Consider the following 13692-nt stretch of genomic DNA (forward strand, 5'->3'; position numbering starts at 1 on the left):
AGGTACTGGAATCGATAGCCTTTGGCACCGTGGTCTAGTACGGCCACCGGCGTAATTTAAGCGTCGCCGCCGGTTCCGCCATGCGACAGCGAAGCGTCGCGTGGCCATTGACGTCCGCGATAACAGCAATTCAGGCGAGGACATCGAGCAACCTCTCTCGATTAATCTTGACGAGTTCGACCGTGAAACGGTGCGCAGTCTCCGTCATCCCTGGGGCAGAAGCAAATAGGTCCTCAACGGTCCGCCGTTCAAGCGACAGTATCCGTTCACGCCAGTACTCGCGGGTGCTCGGTCCACAGAGTCTGATGGCGTCGCCTGCCAGGTCCACGAGTGTCTGCCAACGCGTGCCCTTGCGATGCTCAAATCGGCTCGCGTGCCCACGTTCTGCCCATTTCATCACTGTTCCGTCGCGTAAGTGCTCGGCGCGCAGTTCGTCGCTCAACGTAAAGCCGAGGCTAGCTGCGTGGTCGAAAGAGGGCTCGGATACGTCCGGCGGCGGCACAAGGACGGCCCAGTTGCGGTCGTGGCGATCTCCATGCGCGATCAACGCGTCAAACAGGAGATATCCTGCGAACGCATCGAAAGCCCGAAACGACGTAGGCATCGATGAGCCTGGCGGTGATCCAAACCGTGTGAGTGCCTGCCTGATAGAGCCGACATTGTATCCGCGCGCTTCAGGATCAGTCGGGTCGTAATCGATAACCACCTCTGGCATTAGCGCCTGCCCTGCCTGCAATTCCCACTCTGGCAATCGCACGTCTTCAACCAATGCGCCACGCACCCCGCCCCGAGTGGCTAGTTCGACCGTGGCCGCCGGCACTCCGACCAGCCGAGCCATCTCGCTTCCGAGCTTCTCCACAGTGTCTTCCCCGAGGGAACGATCGCGCTCTGGCCGTGCGGGTTTGAACAGCCAGGTACGCTCTCTCGACGGATGTTTGAGCCAGTCGTGCGGATGCTGGCCCTGGCTCTCGAGGCCAGCGACAGCCCAGTCGTCGGCAGCCACGACTGACCAGCGAACGGGCACGACGCAATTGTGCCTCGCAGGTGCTAGTGCAATCGCCACTGGCCACGCGCATGTCGCGTAGGGCTCCGCTCGAAGACAGCGGAGAGTCGAGGGGGACGGATCCGATACAGAGTTGGCAGCGACGGCACCTCGTTTTTGGCCCCATATTGGCCCCATCGCCGAGTCCGAATCGGTGATGACGAGTTCGTAGACAGAGCGAAAAGGGGCGCTGAAATGCACAGATACTTGGTGGCCAGGGGCGGGATCGAACCGCCGACCTTCCGCTTTTCAGGCGGACGCTCGTACCGACTGAGCTACCTGGCCGGAAGGCATGAAGTGCCTCGCCGAATCGGCGACCCTGACGGGACTCGAACCCGCGACCTCCGCCGTGACAGGGCGGCGCGCTAACCAACTGCGCCACAGGGCCTTGCTGCTGCTCCGCGTCACCGCGTCGCGTACCCCCAACGGGATTCGAACCCGTGCTACCGCCGTGAAAGGGCGGCGTCCTAGGCCACTAGACGATGGGGGCCAGAACCGAATCACTCCGGGGTACTCGCAACGTGGTTTCGTTGGGAGCCACGTCAGCTTAGGTCACCGCGGGCCCAATCCTCAAACGAGCCGTGTTTAGGGTCCAAGTATCCTGAATCTCCGCGGCCCCTATAGCTCAGTTGGTAGAGCTACGGACTTTTAATCCGCAGGTCCTAGGTTCGAGTCCTAGTGGGGGCACCAAAGCGTTTCGGCTCGCGGGATGGCTGCCGCTATCCCCCGAGCACCGCACGGCTGTAGGTCACATCGGCGAAGGCCTGCGCGACCTCGTCGTCGGCATAGGTGAAGCCGTTGGCGGCGTGCAGTTCGGCCACCGTCTGCGACGAGGTCCGCCAGCCGCGCTGGCTCAGGTGGTCGACGATGTGGCTGCGCTCGCCGTGATAGACGAGGTCGTTGAAGTCGACCTCGAACCCTAGCTCGCTCATCCGGTCGTGGTGCGCGCGCCAGCGCGGGTCGGCGAAAACGGCCGTGTCGGGCACGAAGTCGAACGCCAGGCGGCTGCCCGGCGCGCTCAAGGCGGTGATGTTGTCGAACAAAGCGTCCTGGGCGGTCTCCGGCAGGTAAACCAGCAGCCCCTCGGCGCTCCACGCCGACGGCGCCTGCGGATCGAATCCCGCGTCGCGCAGCGCGGTGGCCCAGTCGTCGCGCAGGTCGACCGAGACGGTGCGCCGTTCGGCGGTCGGCTCGGCGCCGAGGTCCTCGAGGGTCAGGGTCTTGAACTCGATCACCTCCGGCATGTCGACCTCGTAGACAACGGTCCCTGCCGGCCACGCCAGGCGGTAGGCACGCGCGTCAAGCCCCGACGCGAGGATCACCGCCTGGCCAATGCCGCTCCGCGCCGCCTCCAGGAAGAAGTCGTCGTAAAACCTTGTGCGACAGGCCATCCCCCGCGCCATCCGGTGCGGATCGAACTCGGAGGTGCCGCCCGCCGGGATTTCGCCGTTCACCAGCCGTACGTAGACGTCGATCCCGACGGCGCGCACGAGCGGGGCCGCGTACGGGTCGTCGATCAACTTCGCGTCCGAGGACAGGGCGCGCTGGGCGGCGACCATCGTCGCCGTCGCCCCCACGCTCGTCGCCAGGTCCCAGCGATCACGATCGGTGCGCGCCATGTTGCTCCTCATCCCGATCCCGAAAATTAAATAGACAATCTAGTCACTATCACAGCGCCCATCCCCGCCTCCGCGGGACTACCCTCCGACCTGTGACCGACTTCGCCCGGCGGACCATCGAACTCGCCCGCCGAAACGTCGCCGACGGCGGCCGCCCGTTCGCGACGGTGATCGTCAACGACGGTGAGGTCCTCGCCGAGAGCGCCAACATGGTGGCTCAGGCGAACGACCCGACCGCCCACGCGGAAATCCTGGCCATCCGCGAGGCGTGCATGAAGCTGGGCACCGAGCACCTGGTCGACAGCACGGTCTACCTGATGGCCCATCCCTGCCCGATGTGCCTGGGCTCCCTGTACTACTGCTCACCGAAGGAAGTGATCTTCCTGATCACCCGCGAGGCCTACGAGCAGTACTACCTCGACGACCGCAAATATTTCGAGGTGTCCACCTTCTACGACGAATTCGCCAAGAGCTGGGACCAGCGGCGCCTGCCGATGCGCTACCAGCCTCAGGACGACGCGGTGGACGTCTACCGGTTCTGGAACGAGCGCAACGGCGGTCAGCCCCGCTCCACGGTCGTCCCGTCACCCTAGGAAGCGCCCGTTGGCTTCGGCCCGGGCCTTGACTAGTATTTGCGTATGCATGCAGATAACGGTCCAGCACGGTTGCCGGACGACCAGGCGAATCTGGTGGTCGAGGTGTTCCGCATGCTGGCCGACGCCACTCGCGTGCAGGTGCTGTGGTCGCTGACCGACCGCGAGCTGTCGGTCAATGAGCTCGCCGAGCACGTGGGCAAGCCGGCGCCCTCGGTCTCCCAGCACCTGGCGAAGCTGCGAATGGCGCGGCTCGTTCGCACCCGCAGGGAGGGAACCACCATCTTCTACAGCCTCGAGAACGACCACGTGCGGCAGCTCGTCACGGACGCCGTCTTCAACGCCGAGCACGCCGGTCCGGGCGTGCCCGGTCACCACCGCAAGGCGGGCGGCCTGAAGGCCGTCGGCGATCGACACGGCGCATCTACCTGAGGAGACGACACCGATGACCGCGCAACACACCCACGACGCGCCCCACGCGCACGACCACGAACACGGCGACGTCAGCCACGCGCACGCCCACACCGCCCACGAGCACGACCACGTCCAGCACGAACACGCCCACCGCCACGCCGACGGCACCGAGCACAGCCATCAGCACGTGCATCAGGCGGGCCTGGAGGAGGTGCACGGTCACGCCCACTAGCGGGCACTAAACCTCGGGGCAGTAGTGGCTCGGGTCGCCGCGCCGGTCCAACGGCGGCAGATTGCGCGCCGGTGTCTGCGGCAGCGGCGCGTCGGCCGGGATACGCCTGGATGCGCGGTCCAGGCCGGCGCGAGCCCTCGGGTGCTTGCGGTACCTGGGCGGCACGAACGCGAAGATCAGCCGGACCAGATTGCCGAAGCGCCGGTGCAGCCACTCGTCGCGGTCGGTCCACTCAAAGCCCAACCGCTCGCGAACGGCGGGGTGATACAACCCGACCGTGAGCCAGACGAAGAACGGCCGCGACAGCCTGGTCAGGCCGCCCCACAGCCGATCCGGGAGCCAGGGAGCGATCGGCAACTTGTCATAGATGGTCAGGTCGAGCACGGCCCGGGTCGCGTAATTGTCCTCTAATACGTTGCGGCACATGTGATCCCAGTAGACCTGGAACTCTTCCCAGGTCTTGGGAACCGGACGCATGCTCATGCCGTACATCCGGTACCACTGAATGTGTTCGTCGAAGAGTTGGCGTTTGTCGGCCTCGGTCAAACCGCCGCCGAACCGTTCGGCCACCAAGATCGTGCCCATGAAGAACGTGGAGTGTGCCCAATAGAAGACGTCGGGGTTCAGTGCGTGGTAGCGGCGCCCTTGGTCATCCACGCCCTTGATGTCGGTGTGGTAATCGCGGACTTCGGCGCCCGTCTTCGGAGCACGGTCTCCGTCGAAGACCACCCCGCCGATCGGGTAGAGCGACCGCATCACCCGCGGCAAGGGCTCCCGGAAGAACGTCGAGTGTTGCTCCACCGCGGCGCCCAACTGCGGGTGCATGTTCTGCATGGATCCCGCGAATGGGCCCTGCAGCATGCCGCGCCAATCCCCGAAGTATCGCCACGTCAGTGACTCGGGGCCCAGCGGGGTCGGTGGCGCGTCGTAGCCGAGCGGCGACACCGGGCAGCCGCCGGCGACCCCGTCCGAATCGTTTGCCGCGCCGGGGGCGGCCGTCTCGTCGCGCCCTTCATCGCTGGTCAGCGGACGGGGTGCGGACGTATGTTGAGTCACTATTGGATTCCTGTAGGTATCTGCAAAACTGACTACAAGCGTTGTCATTTTTCAGCTTAGGAGCGATGTGCAGTCCGGTCAACGACGGGGCCGTTGGACCGGCGTCCCCTTGGGGGATCGCCTCGCCCTCCGCCGCGACAACCTCATCGCCGCCGGCGTGCAATTGCTCGGCGGCGACGGCCGACCCGCGTTGACGGTGCGCGCCGTCTGCCGCAAGGCCGCACTGACCGAGCGCTACTTCTACGAAAGCTTCGCCGACCGTGACGAGTTCGTGCGGGCCGTCTACGACGACGTCTGTACGCGCGCGATGAACACGCTCACTTCGGCGACTACTCCGCGGGAAGCCGTCGAGAAGTTCGTCGAGCTGATGGTCGACGACCCGGTGCGCGGGCGCGTGCTGCTGTTGGCGCCGGCGGTCGAGCCGATTTTGACCCGGTCGGGGGCGGAATGGATGCCCAACTTCATCGCGCTGCTGCAGCGCAAGCTGTCCCGCATCGGCGACCCGGTGCTGCAGAAGATGATCGCCACCAGCCTGATCGGCGGCCTGTCGAGCCTGTTCACCGCGTACCTGAACGGGCAGCTAGGGGCGAGCCGCAAGCAATTCATCGACTACTGCGTCAACATGCTCTACATTACGGCGGCGCCGTACGTGCCGACCCCGGATCTGGGCTAGCCGAGCGGCGTTTAGGGGTCGCCGCGCGGCGGCAAACCTAGAGGTTGGTCGCCGGGCCCGGGCCGCCCCGACGGTGGGATCGAACCGTTATGCGACGCGCGGCCACGCAGCTTGATGCTACCGAAGTACACAGATATATTGACTGCTACCCGTCGACACAGATAACTGGAGGCCTGATGTCAGCCGAGCTGACAAACCTACAGCTGCTGCACGAGCTCGAGCCGGTGGTCGAGAAATGCCTCAACCGGCACGAGAGCATGCACAAGAACTGGAACCCGCACGACTACATCCCGTGGTCGGACGGCAAGAACTTCTACGCGTTGGGCGGGCAGGACTGGCACCCCGAGGAGAGCAAGCTCTCCGACCTCGCCCAGGTGGCGATGGTGCAGAACCTGATGACGGAAGACAACCTGCCCTCGTACCACCGCGAGATCGCGATGAACTTCGGCCTGGACGGACCCTGGGGCCAGTGGGTCAACCGGTGGACCGCCGAGGAGAACCGGCACGGGATCGCGCTGCGCGACTACCTGGTGGTGACCCGCGCGGTCGACCCGGTCGAACTGGAGAAGCTACGCATCGAGGTGGTCAACCGGGGCTTCAGCCCGGGCCAGAACCAACAGGTGCGGGCCGATCTGTTCGCCGAGAGCCTGTTCGACTCGGTCATCTACGTGACGTTCCAGGAGCTGGCCACCCGGATCTCGCACCGCAACACCGGCAGGGCCTGCAACGAGACGGTCGCCGACCAGCTACTGGCCAAGATCTCGGCCGACGAGAACCTGCACATGATCTTCTACCGCGATGTCAGCGAGGCCGGGTTCGAGATTGCGCCCAATCAGGCGATGAAAGAGCTGCACAAGGTGTTGCGCAACTTCCAGATGCCGGGCTACCAGGTGCCCGAATTCCGGCGCAAGGCCGTGTTCATCGCCGTCGGCGGCGTGTACGACCCCCGGATCCACCTCGACGACGTCGTCATGCCGGTGCTGAAGAAATGGCGCATCTTCGAGCGCGAGGACTTCACCGGCGAAGCGGCCGAGATGCGTGACGACCTCGCCCTGCTGATCAAAGAGCTGGAGCAGGCCTGCGACAAGTTCGAGGTGTCCAAGCAGCGCCAGCTCGACCGGGAAGCCCGGACGGGCAAAAAGACCACCGCGTTCGAGCTGCACCAGACCGCGGGCAAGCTGGCAATGAGCCGCCGGTAGCGGCCTTGCGCATCGGTCCCATCACGCTCGCCAGCCCGGTGGTGCTGGCCCCGATGGCGGGCGTGACCAATGTTGCGTTCCGGACGCTGTGTCGTGAGCTGGAGCGGTCGAAGGTCGGCACGGTCAGCGGTCTCTACGTCTGCGAGATGGTCACGGCGCGCGCACTCGTCGAACGGCATCCGGTCACCATGCACATGACCACGTTCGCCCCGGACGAATCTCCGCGCTCGCTGCAGCTCTACACGGTCGATCCGGCGACCACGTACGCCGCCGCGAAGATGATCGTCGACGAGGGCCTGGCCGACCACATCGACATGAATTTCGGCTGTCCGGTGCCCAAGGTCACCAAGCGCGGCGGCGGGGCGGCGCTGCCATACAAGCGGCGGCTGTTCGGGCAGATCGTCGCGGCGGCGGTGCGCGCCACCGAGGGCGCCCGCATCCCGGTGACCGTCAAGTTCCGCGTCGGCATCGACGACGAGCATCACACGCACCTGGATGCCGGCCGCATCGCGGAATCGGAGGGAGCCGCCGCGGTGGCGCTGCACGCCCGCACGGCGGCGCAGCGCTACTCCGGAACCGCCGATTGGGAGCAGATCGCCCTGCTCAAGCAGCACGTGCGGACGATTCCGGTGCTGGGCAACGGCGACATCTACGACGCCAGCGACGCGCTGACGATGATGGCCACCACTGGGTGCGACGGCGTCGTGATCGGGCGGGGCTGCCTGGGGCGACCCTGGCTTTTCGCCGAGCTCTCCGCCGCGTTCACCGACAGCCCGGCCCCCACCCCACCCACGTTGGGCGAGGTGGCCGACATCGTCCGCCGGCACGGGAAATTGCTGGCGGCGCACTTCGGCGAGGACAAGGGCATGCGCGACATCCGCAAGCACATCGGCTGGTATCTGCACGGGTTCCCGGCCGGCTCGGAGCTGCGCCGGGCGCTGGCGATGGTCAAGACGCTCGACGAACTCGACTCGCTGCTGAGCCAATTGGACGGCACCGTCCCCTTCCCGGATGCCGCGAGCGGCCCCCGGGGACGGCAGGGCTCACCCGCCCGGGTCGCGCTGCCCGAAGGCTGGCTGACCGACCCCGACGACTGCACCGTGCCGGCAGGCGCCGATGTGATGCATTCCGGCGGCTGATCGACCGCTCGAAATCGCGTCCGGACCGATAACTCAGTACGATGTGGGCCTTGCTCGCATTTGCGCGTTCCCAGCGGCGGGTCGGTAACGCGCCCCCGTCCGAGCGCGACAAAGGAGTGCGACCCACGAGTGGCACCAGCCCGCGGCGCCGATAACGCCAAGCGCTGAGGCGACATCGCGCACGGACACTTTGATATCCGCATCAGAGCTTCGGAGGCCGGTAGGACATGAGTGACGCCGAGGGCGACGCCACTCCCGACGCTCGGCGCCCGGCGCTGGGAGCCGCCCCCTGGGAGCGGTTCTCGGAGCCGCCGGCCGACTACAGCCTCCACCTTTGGCAGGGCGACACCGCCGTCGAGCCCGCGCGGCCTCGGGTAGCCGACGACGAAGGATCGGGCTGCCACACGGGGGGCGGGGTAAGCGTCGCCGATCTGATCGCGAAGCTCGGCGCCCCCTCAATGGGCCGGTCCACTCACCGCCGCGCCGAACCGGACGTCCACCCCGCCGAGGCCGGCTCCGGCGTGCCGGTGGAGCTGCAGCAAACCCAGGTGATCGAGGACCTGGCCTACTCCCTCGACATAGTGTCGGAGCTCCCCGACCTGGGGGCGCCTCCCGTGGAACCCGCCGGCGCCGACGAGCGCAGACGCGGGCACGGCCACCGCCCGATGCTGCTGGCCGCGCGCTCGGTCGCCGCGCTGCTTGCCGTTCTCGCCGTGGCCATGACCGGTGGGGCGTGGCAATGGAGCACGTCGAAGAACGCCCGGCTCAACACCGTCAACGCGCTTGACCAGGGATCGGATGACATTCGCGATCGCAACGGGCAATACGGCGACGAAGACTTCCTGATCGTCGGCATGGACTCGCGCGCCGGCGACAACGCCAACATGGGCGCCGGTGACACCGAAGACGCCGGCGGCGCCCGGTCGGACACCGTGATGCTGGTCAACATCCCGGCCAACCGCAAACGCGTGGTGGCGGTGTCGTTCCCCCGCGACCTGGCGATCACTCCGATCCAGTGCGAGGCGTGGAACCCGGACACCGGCAAGTACGGACCCCTCTACGACGCGAAGACCAAGACCTGGGGCCCGAAGATGGTCTACACCGAGACCAAACTGAACTCGGCATTCGCCTTCGGCGGCCCCAAATGCCTGGTGAAGGAGATCCAGAAACTGTCCGGCTTGAGCATCAACCGCTTTATCGCCATCGACTTCTCCGGGTTCGCCAAGATGGTCGACGCCCTGGGCGGTGTCGAGGTGTGCTCGAAATCCGCGCTGCACGACTACGAGCTGGGCACGGTGCTCGAACATGGCGGCCGCCAGGTGCTGGACGGCCCGACCGCCCTGAACTATGTGCGAGCCCGCCAGGTCACCACCGAGACCAACGGGGACTACGGCCGGATCAAACGCCAGCAGTTGTTCCTGTCGTCGTTGCTGCGCTCGTTGATCTCCGAGGACACGTTGCTCGACCTGAACAAGCTCAACAACGTCGTCAACATGTTCATCAGCGACACCGTCGTCGACAACGTGCAGTCGAAGGACTTGATCCATCTCGGCCAGTCGCTGCAGGGGATGGCGGCCGGACACGTCACGTTCGTCACCGTGCCGACCGGCATAACCGACCAGAACGGCGACGAACCGCCGCGCATGGCCGACATGCGCGCGCTGTTCGACGCCATCATCAACGACGACCCGCTGCCCGAGGAAAACGACCAGAACGCAAAGAATCTGGGGACCTCCGACGAGAAGTCGGGGCAGACGAAGGCGCCCGCCACCAAGAAGACGCCGGCCCCCACAGCCGCCCCGGAGGCTCGCCACGAGCAGGTCACCACGACGACGCCCGGCGACGTCACGGTGCGCGTCTCCAACGCGACGACGCAGAGCGGCCTGGCGGCGACCGCGACCAGCCAACTCAAACGGGACGGCTTCAACGTGATGACGCCAGACGACTATCCGAGTGCGGTGAACACGACGACCGTTTTGTTCTCGCCCGGCAACGAGCAGGCCGCGGCGACCGTGGCGTCCTCGTTCGCCAACGCCAAGGTGCAGCGGGTTTCCGGCTATGGCCAAGTCGTTCAGGTGGTGCTCGGGCCCGACTTCAAGTCGGTCGCCACGCCCCAACCGAGCGGCTCGTCGATCAGCCTGCAGATCGAACGCGGCTCCGGCAGCGCCCCGGCGAAGCTGCCCGAGGACCTGACGGTGACCAACGCGGCCGACACCACCTGCGAGTAAGCGCTTTTGGCGGCGCTCCGCCGCCCTTTTTCGCCGACGAGAACGTAGGCTTGGCGATATGCGGACCGCCTATCATGAGCAGCTCTCGGAGCTGTCCGAGCGGCTGGGCGACATGTGCGGGCTGGCGGGCATCGCCATGGAACGCGCCACGCAGGCCCTGCTGCAGGCGGATCTGGTGCTGGCCGAACAAGTGATTTCCGACCACGAGAAGATCGCCACACTGAGCGCCCAAGCCGAGGAAAGCGCCTTCGTGCTGCTGGCCTTGCAGGCACCGGTCGCCGGTGATCTGAGGTCCATCGTGAGCGCCATTCAGATGGTGGCCGACATCGACCGGATGGGCGCGCTCGCCCTGCACGTCGCGAAGATCGCCCGCCGTCGGCATCCGCAGCACGCGCTGCCCGAAGAGGTCAACGGCTACTTCGCCGAAATGGGCCGGGTCGCAGTCGAATTGGGCAACAGCGCGCAAGAGGTGGTGATGTCGCGCGACCCGGAGAAAGCCGCCCGGATCCGCGAAGAGGACGACGCGATGGACGATTTGCATCGCCACCTGTTCTCGGTGTTGATGGACCGCGAATGGAAGTACGGTGTGGCGGCCGCCGTCGACGTCACCCTGCTGGGCCGGTTCTACGAGCGCTTCGCCGACCACGCCGTCGAAGTGGCCAGGCGCGTCATCTTCCAGGCGACCGGCAAGCTCCCCGAAGAAGAAACGAAACCCGCCTCGCAGTAAGCGAACCGCATGCGGGCTAGCCGAACCGGCCCGAGATGTAGTCCTCCGTCGCCTTCTGGCTGGGGTTGGAGAAGATCTTCTCGGTGTCGTCGACCTCGATCAACCGCCCCGGTTTTCCGACGGCTTCGAGGTTGAAGAACGCGGTGTAGTCGCTGACCCGTGCCGCCTGCTGCATGTTGTGGGTGACGATGACGATGGTGTAGTCCTGCTTCAGCTCGCTGATCAGCTCCTCGATGGCCATCGTCGATATCGGGTCCAGCGCCGAGCAGGGCTCGTCCATGAGCAGCACGTCCGGCTGCACGGCGATCGCGCGCGCGATGCACAAGCGCTGCTGCTGCCCCCCGGACAGCCCGCCGCCGGGCCTGTCCAACCGGTCCTTGACCTCATCCCAGAGGTTCGCGCCCCGCAGCGAGTATTCAGCGGTCTCGTCGAGCAGCTTGCGGTTGCGCACGCCCTGCAACTTCAAACCGGCCACCACGTTGTCACGAATCGACATGGCCGGGAACGGGTTCGGTCGCTGGAACACCATCCCGATCGCGCGGCGCACGCCCACCGGGTCGACGCCGGCGCCGTAGATGTCCTCGTCGTCGAGCAGCACGCTGCCCTCCACCCGACCGCCGGGGACCACCTCGTGCATCCGGTTGAGCGTGCGCAGCACCGTCGTCTTGCCGCAGCCCGACGGGCCGATGAAGGCCGTCACGCTGCGGGGAAGGATCGACAGCGTCACATCCCCTACCGCGTGGAACGAACCGTAGTAGATGTTGACGGCTTTCAGGTCCAACCGCTTGGCCACTTACTGCTCCTGCCTATGACGTTTTCGCGCCAAGAAATTTCGCTATCACTCGGGCCCCGATATTGATAATCGCGATCACCAGGATGAGGGTTAGGGCGGCACCCCACAACCGATCCGTGGGGACCGGGTTCACGCCGGCGCCGGCGCTGGTCTGGTTGTACATCATGCCGGGCAGCGTCCCCATGAATCCACTGAAGATGTCGAAGCTCATAGATTGGGCGTAGCCGACGAGGATCAGCAGCGGCGCCGTCTCCCCCATCACCCTGGCCACCGCCAGCATGATGCCCGTCATGATGCCCGACATCCCGGTCGGGAGCACGACCCTGACGATCGTCTTCCACTTCGGGATGCCCAGCGCGTAGCTGGCCTCGCGGAGATCCACCGGCACGATCCGCAGCATCTCCTCGGTGGCCCGCACGATCACCGGAAGCATCAACAGGACCAGCGCGAGGCAGACCGCCAACTCGGACCGGGGAAGCCCCAACGTCGTCACGAACAGCGCATAGACGAACAAGGCCGCCACGATCGAGGGCACGCCGGCCAGGATGTCCACCATGAACGTGACCAGCCTGCCCAGCGGGGTGCCGCCACCGTATTCGGCGAGATAGATGGCGAGCAGGAGGCCGATCGGGATGGAGATCAGCGCACATACCGATCCTTGCAGCACCGTGCCGACAATGGCGTGGTAGGCGCCGCCGCCCGCCACGAAAGCCGTTATGCCCGCTTGCGAGTGCGTCCACCACACGGTCGACGTGACCGCCTTGGACCCCTTGGCGATCACCGAGTACATCACCAAGAGCAAGGGCGTCACCGCGATCACCGTCGACAGCGACACCAGCCCCATCGCAAGGCGATCGGCGGCCCGGCGGCGCCGGCTGGGCCTCGAGAAGGCGCGCGGCTTCAGCGGGCGGTCCAACATCGAGGTCATCGGGCGCCCCAGCGGGTCCCGGCGGCGGCCCCGCGGGCCAGCGCGTCGACCAGGAAGGTCAGCACGAAAAGCGCCAGCCCCGCGGCGATGTACGCGCCCGCCTTGTATTGGTCGTTGAACTGCGCCGCGGTCCCCGCGATCTTGGTCGCGACCGTGGAGCCGCCGTCGAACAGCGACCAGCCAAACGCCGCCTGTGTCCCCCGCAGGATGATCAGCAGCGCGACCGTCTCCCCCATCGCGCGCCCGAGCCCCAGCACCGCCGCGCTGATGTATCCCGACCGGCCGAACGGGAGCACGATCGTCCGCACCACTTCCCAACGGGTGGCGCCGAGCGCCAGGGCGGCCTCGACCTCGTCCTGCGGTGTCTGGATGAACACCTCGCGGGTGACGGCGGTGATGATCGGCAGGATCATCACCGCCAGGACGATGCCCCCGGTGAAGATGGTGCCGCCACCGGCCACCGACGCGTTGCCGTTGGCGAACAGGAAGCACCAGCCCAGGGAGCGGTTCAGCCAGGTCGCGACGGGCCGCAGCTGCGGCGCCAGCACATACGGCCCCACGCGCCGTAGATGATCGAGGGCACCCCGGCCAGCAGATCGACGGCATAGGCCAGCGGGCCGACCGCGCGCCGCGACGAATACTGGGTGATGAAGATCGCGACGCCCAGCGCGACCGGCATCGCCAGGATCAACGCGAACGCCGACACGAACACGGTGACCTTCAGCAGGTCGGAGATGCCGAAGTGCATGGCCGACGTGTCGGTGGTGATCCAGTTCCCGCCGTAGGTGAAGAAGTTCTCGCGATTGCGCTTCAACGCGGGCACCGCCTGCAGCAGCAGGAATCCGGCGATCGCCGCGATCACGGCCACGATCAGCAAGCCCGATCCGTTGGCGAGCCAGCGGAAGGCCCGATCCCCGACGTGGGGGCGGGCATCCCCCCACGGGCTGATCGGTATCAACGGCGCCTCGGGAAACGGCGCGGCAACGGTCGCGCCCGAGCCGGCGTCGTTCGGGTTTGGCGTGGTCACGGTGGTCCCGGCACAGTCTTGT

13 protein-coding genes, 4 tRNA genes and 1 pseudogene are annotated in these 13692 nt (G+C 66.4%); 9 read left to right on the forward strand and 9 right to left on the reverse strand.

Features of this window, described 5'->3' with window-relative positions:
* Nucleotides 1-130 precede the first annotated feature (130 nt).
* From HMPREF0591_RS30195 to HMPREF0591_RS00025, 4 genes are all read right to left on the reverse strand, one after another.
* A complete protein-coding gene (locus HMPREF0591_RS30195; protein WP_224113137.1) occupies nucleotides 131-1003 on the reverse strand; it encodes a HipA domain-containing protein in 873 nt (290 codons plus the stop codon).
* A gap of 247 nt (nucleotides 1004-1250) precedes the next feature.
* Nucleotides 1251-1327, reverse strand: a tRNA-Phe gene (locus HMPREF0591_RS00015).
* Nucleotides 1328-1356: 29 nt separating this feature from the next.
* Nucleotides 1357-1430 (reverse strand) — tRNA-Asp (locus tag HMPREF0591_RS00020).
* Nucleotides 1431-1459: 29 nt separating this feature from the next.
* A tRNA-Glu gene (locus tag HMPREF0591_RS00025) sits at nucleotides 1460-1532 on the reverse strand.
* A 124-nt stretch (nucleotides 1533-1656) separates the two neighbouring features.
* On the opposite strand from HMPREF0591_RS00025, the gene HMPREF0591_RS00030 reads away from it, so the two are divergent.
* Nucleotides 1657-1732, forward strand: a tRNA-Lys gene (locus HMPREF0591_RS00030).
* Nucleotides 1733-1761: 29 nt separating this feature from the next.
* Here the strand turns inward: HMPREF0591_RS00030 and HMPREF0591_RS00035 are convergent.
* On the reverse strand, nucleotides 1762-2661 hold the full coding sequence (locus tag HMPREF0591_RS00035) for a class I SAM-dependent methyltransferase (RefSeq protein WP_040620769.1): 900 nt from the start codon (nucleotides 2659-2661) through the stop codon (nucleotides 1762-1764).
* A gap of 92 nt (nucleotides 2662-2753) precedes the next feature.
* Here HMPREF0591_RS00035 and HMPREF0591_RS00040 point away from each other — a divergent pair, with 92 nt between their 5' ends.
* From HMPREF0591_RS00040 to HMPREF0591_RS00050, 3 genes are read left to right on the forward strand one after another with little or no spacing between them, the layout of a single operon-like run.
* Entirely contained in the window at nucleotides 2754-3254 is a 501-nt protein-coding gene (locus HMPREF0591_RS00040; RefSeq protein WP_007166315.1) for a nucleoside deaminase, read from the forward strand.
* A 45-nt stretch (nucleotides 3255-3299) separates the two neighbouring features.
* Entirely contained in the window at nucleotides 3300-3686 is a 387-nt protein-coding gene (locus HMPREF0591_RS00045; protein WP_040620771.1) for an ArsR/SmtB family transcription factor, read from the forward strand.
* 13 nt (nucleotides 3687-3699) lie between these two features.
* Nucleotides 3700-3900 carry a hypothetical protein gene (locus HMPREF0591_RS00050; protein ID WP_007166317.1) on the forward strand — a complete coding sequence of 67 codons (201 nt, stop codon included), beginning with the start codon at nucleotides 3700-3702 and terminating at the stop codon, nucleotides 3898-3900.
* 6 nt (nucleotides 3901-3906) lie between these two features.
* Here the strand turns inward: HMPREF0591_RS00050 and HMPREF0591_RS00055 are convergent, their stop codons facing one another.
* Nucleotides 3907-4956 carry an oxygenase MpaB family protein gene (locus tag HMPREF0591_RS00055; RefSeq protein ID WP_007166318.1) on the reverse strand — a complete coding sequence of 350 codons (1050 nt, stop codon included), beginning with the start codon at nucleotides 4954-4956 and terminating at the stop codon, nucleotides 3907-3909.
* 67 nt (nucleotides 4957-5023) lie between these two features.
* Between HMPREF0591_RS00055 and HMPREF0591_RS00060 the strand changes: the two genes are divergently transcribed.
* The 5 genes from HMPREF0591_RS00060 to phoU all read left to right on the forward strand — a co-directional run bounded on the left by HMPREF0591_RS00060 (nucleotide 5024) and on the right by phoU (nucleotide 10922).
* Nucleotides 5024-5629 (forward strand): TetR/AcrR family transcriptional regulator, encoded by a 606-nt coding sequence (locus tag HMPREF0591_RS00060; protein ID WP_050789958.1) that lies wholly within the window; start codon nucleotides 5024-5026, stop codon nucleotides 5627-5629.
* 176 nt (nucleotides 5630-5805) lie between these two features.
* Nucleotides 5806-6828: an acyl-ACP desaturase gene (locus HMPREF0591_RS00065; RefSeq protein ID WP_040620774.1), complete on the forward strand. Its 1023-nt coding sequence runs from the start codon at nucleotides 5806-5808 to the stop codon at nucleotides 6826-6828.
* A 5-nt stretch (nucleotides 6829-6833) separates the two neighbouring features.
* The gene (gene dusB / locus HMPREF0591_RS00070; RefSeq protein WP_007166321.1) at nucleotides 6834-7967 is read left to right on the forward strand and encodes a tRNA dihydrouridine synthase DusB; all 1134 of its coding nucleotides are present in this window, start codon (nucleotides 6834-6836) and stop codon (nucleotides 7965-7967) included.
* Nucleotides 7968-8194: 227 nt separating this feature from the next.
* Nucleotides 8195-10195 carry an LCP family protein gene (locus tag HMPREF0591_RS00075; protein ID WP_007166322.1) on the forward strand — a complete coding sequence of 667 codons (2001 nt, stop codon included), beginning with the start codon at nucleotides 8195-8197 and terminating at the stop codon, nucleotides 10193-10195.
* 58 nt (nucleotides 10196-10253) lie between these two features.
* Complete coding sequence (gene phoU / locus HMPREF0591_RS00080; protein WP_007166323.1) at nucleotides 10254-10922, forward strand: phosphate signaling complex protein PhoU; 669 nt, start codon at nucleotides 10254-10256, stop codon at nucleotides 10920-10922.
* A gap of 16 nt (nucleotides 10923-10938) precedes the next feature.
* On the opposite strand, the gene pstB is transcribed toward phoU, so the two are convergent.
* The 3 genes and pseudogenes from pstB to pstC form a co-directional block, all read right to left on the reverse strand.
* The gene (gene pstB, locus HMPREF0591_RS00085) at nucleotides 10939-11715 is read right to left on the reverse strand and encodes a phosphate ABC transporter ATP-binding protein PstB (protein ID WP_007166324.1); all 777 of its coding nucleotides are present in this window, start codon (nucleotides 11713-11715) and stop codon (nucleotides 10939-10941) included.
* A gap of 13 nt (nucleotides 11716-11728) precedes the next feature.
* A complete protein-coding gene (gene pstA, locus HMPREF0591_RS00090; protein ID WP_007166325.1) occupies nucleotides 11729-12643 on the reverse strand; it encodes a phosphate ABC transporter permease PstA in 915 nt (304 codons plus the stop codon).
* Nucleotides 12640-13670 (reverse strand): annotated as a pseudogene (gene pstC, locus HMPREF0591_RS00095) (phosphate ABC transporter permease subunit PstC). Before pstC ends, pstA begins: the two are co-directional and overlap by 4 nt.
* Nucleotides 13671-13692: the final 22 nt, after the last annotated feature.

The organism is Mycobacterium parascrofulaceum ATCC BAA-614 (assembly GCF_000164135.1).
Taxonomy (GTDB): Bacteria; Actinomycetota; Actinomycetes; order Mycobacteriales; family Mycobacteriaceae; genus Mycobacterium; species Mycobacterium parascrofulaceum.

Bases quoted from the DNA above. Each gene is read 5' to 3' on its own strand.
- HMPREF0591_RS00035 (WP_040620769.1), bottom strand. From the start codon at position 2,661: ATGGCGCGCACCGATCGTGATCGCTGGGACCTGGCGACGAGCGTGGGG.
- HMPREF0591_RS00045 (WP_040620771.1), top strand. From the start codon at position 3,300: ATGCATGCAGATAACGGTCCAGCACGGTTGCCGGACGACCAGGCGAAT.
- HMPREF0591_RS00050 (WP_007166317.1), top strand. From the start codon at position 3,700: ATGACCGCGCAACACACCCACGACGCGCCCCACGCGCACGACCACGAA.
- HMPREF0591_RS00065 (WP_040620774.1), top strand. From the start codon at position 5,806: ATGTCAGCCGAGCTGACAAACCTACAGCTGCTGCACGAGCTCGAGCCG.
- HMPREF0591_RS00075 (WP_007166322.1), top strand. From the start codon at position 8,195: ATGAGTGACGCCGAGGGCGACGCCACTCCCGACGCTCGGCGCCCGGCG.
- phoU (WP_007166323.1), top strand. From the start codon at position 10,254: ATGCGGACCGCCTATCATGAGCAGCTCTCGGAGCTGTCCGAGCGGCTG.
- pstA (WP_007166325.1), bottom strand. From the start codon at position 12,643: ATGACCTCGATGTTGGACCGCCCGCTGAAGCCGCGCGCCTTCTCGAGG.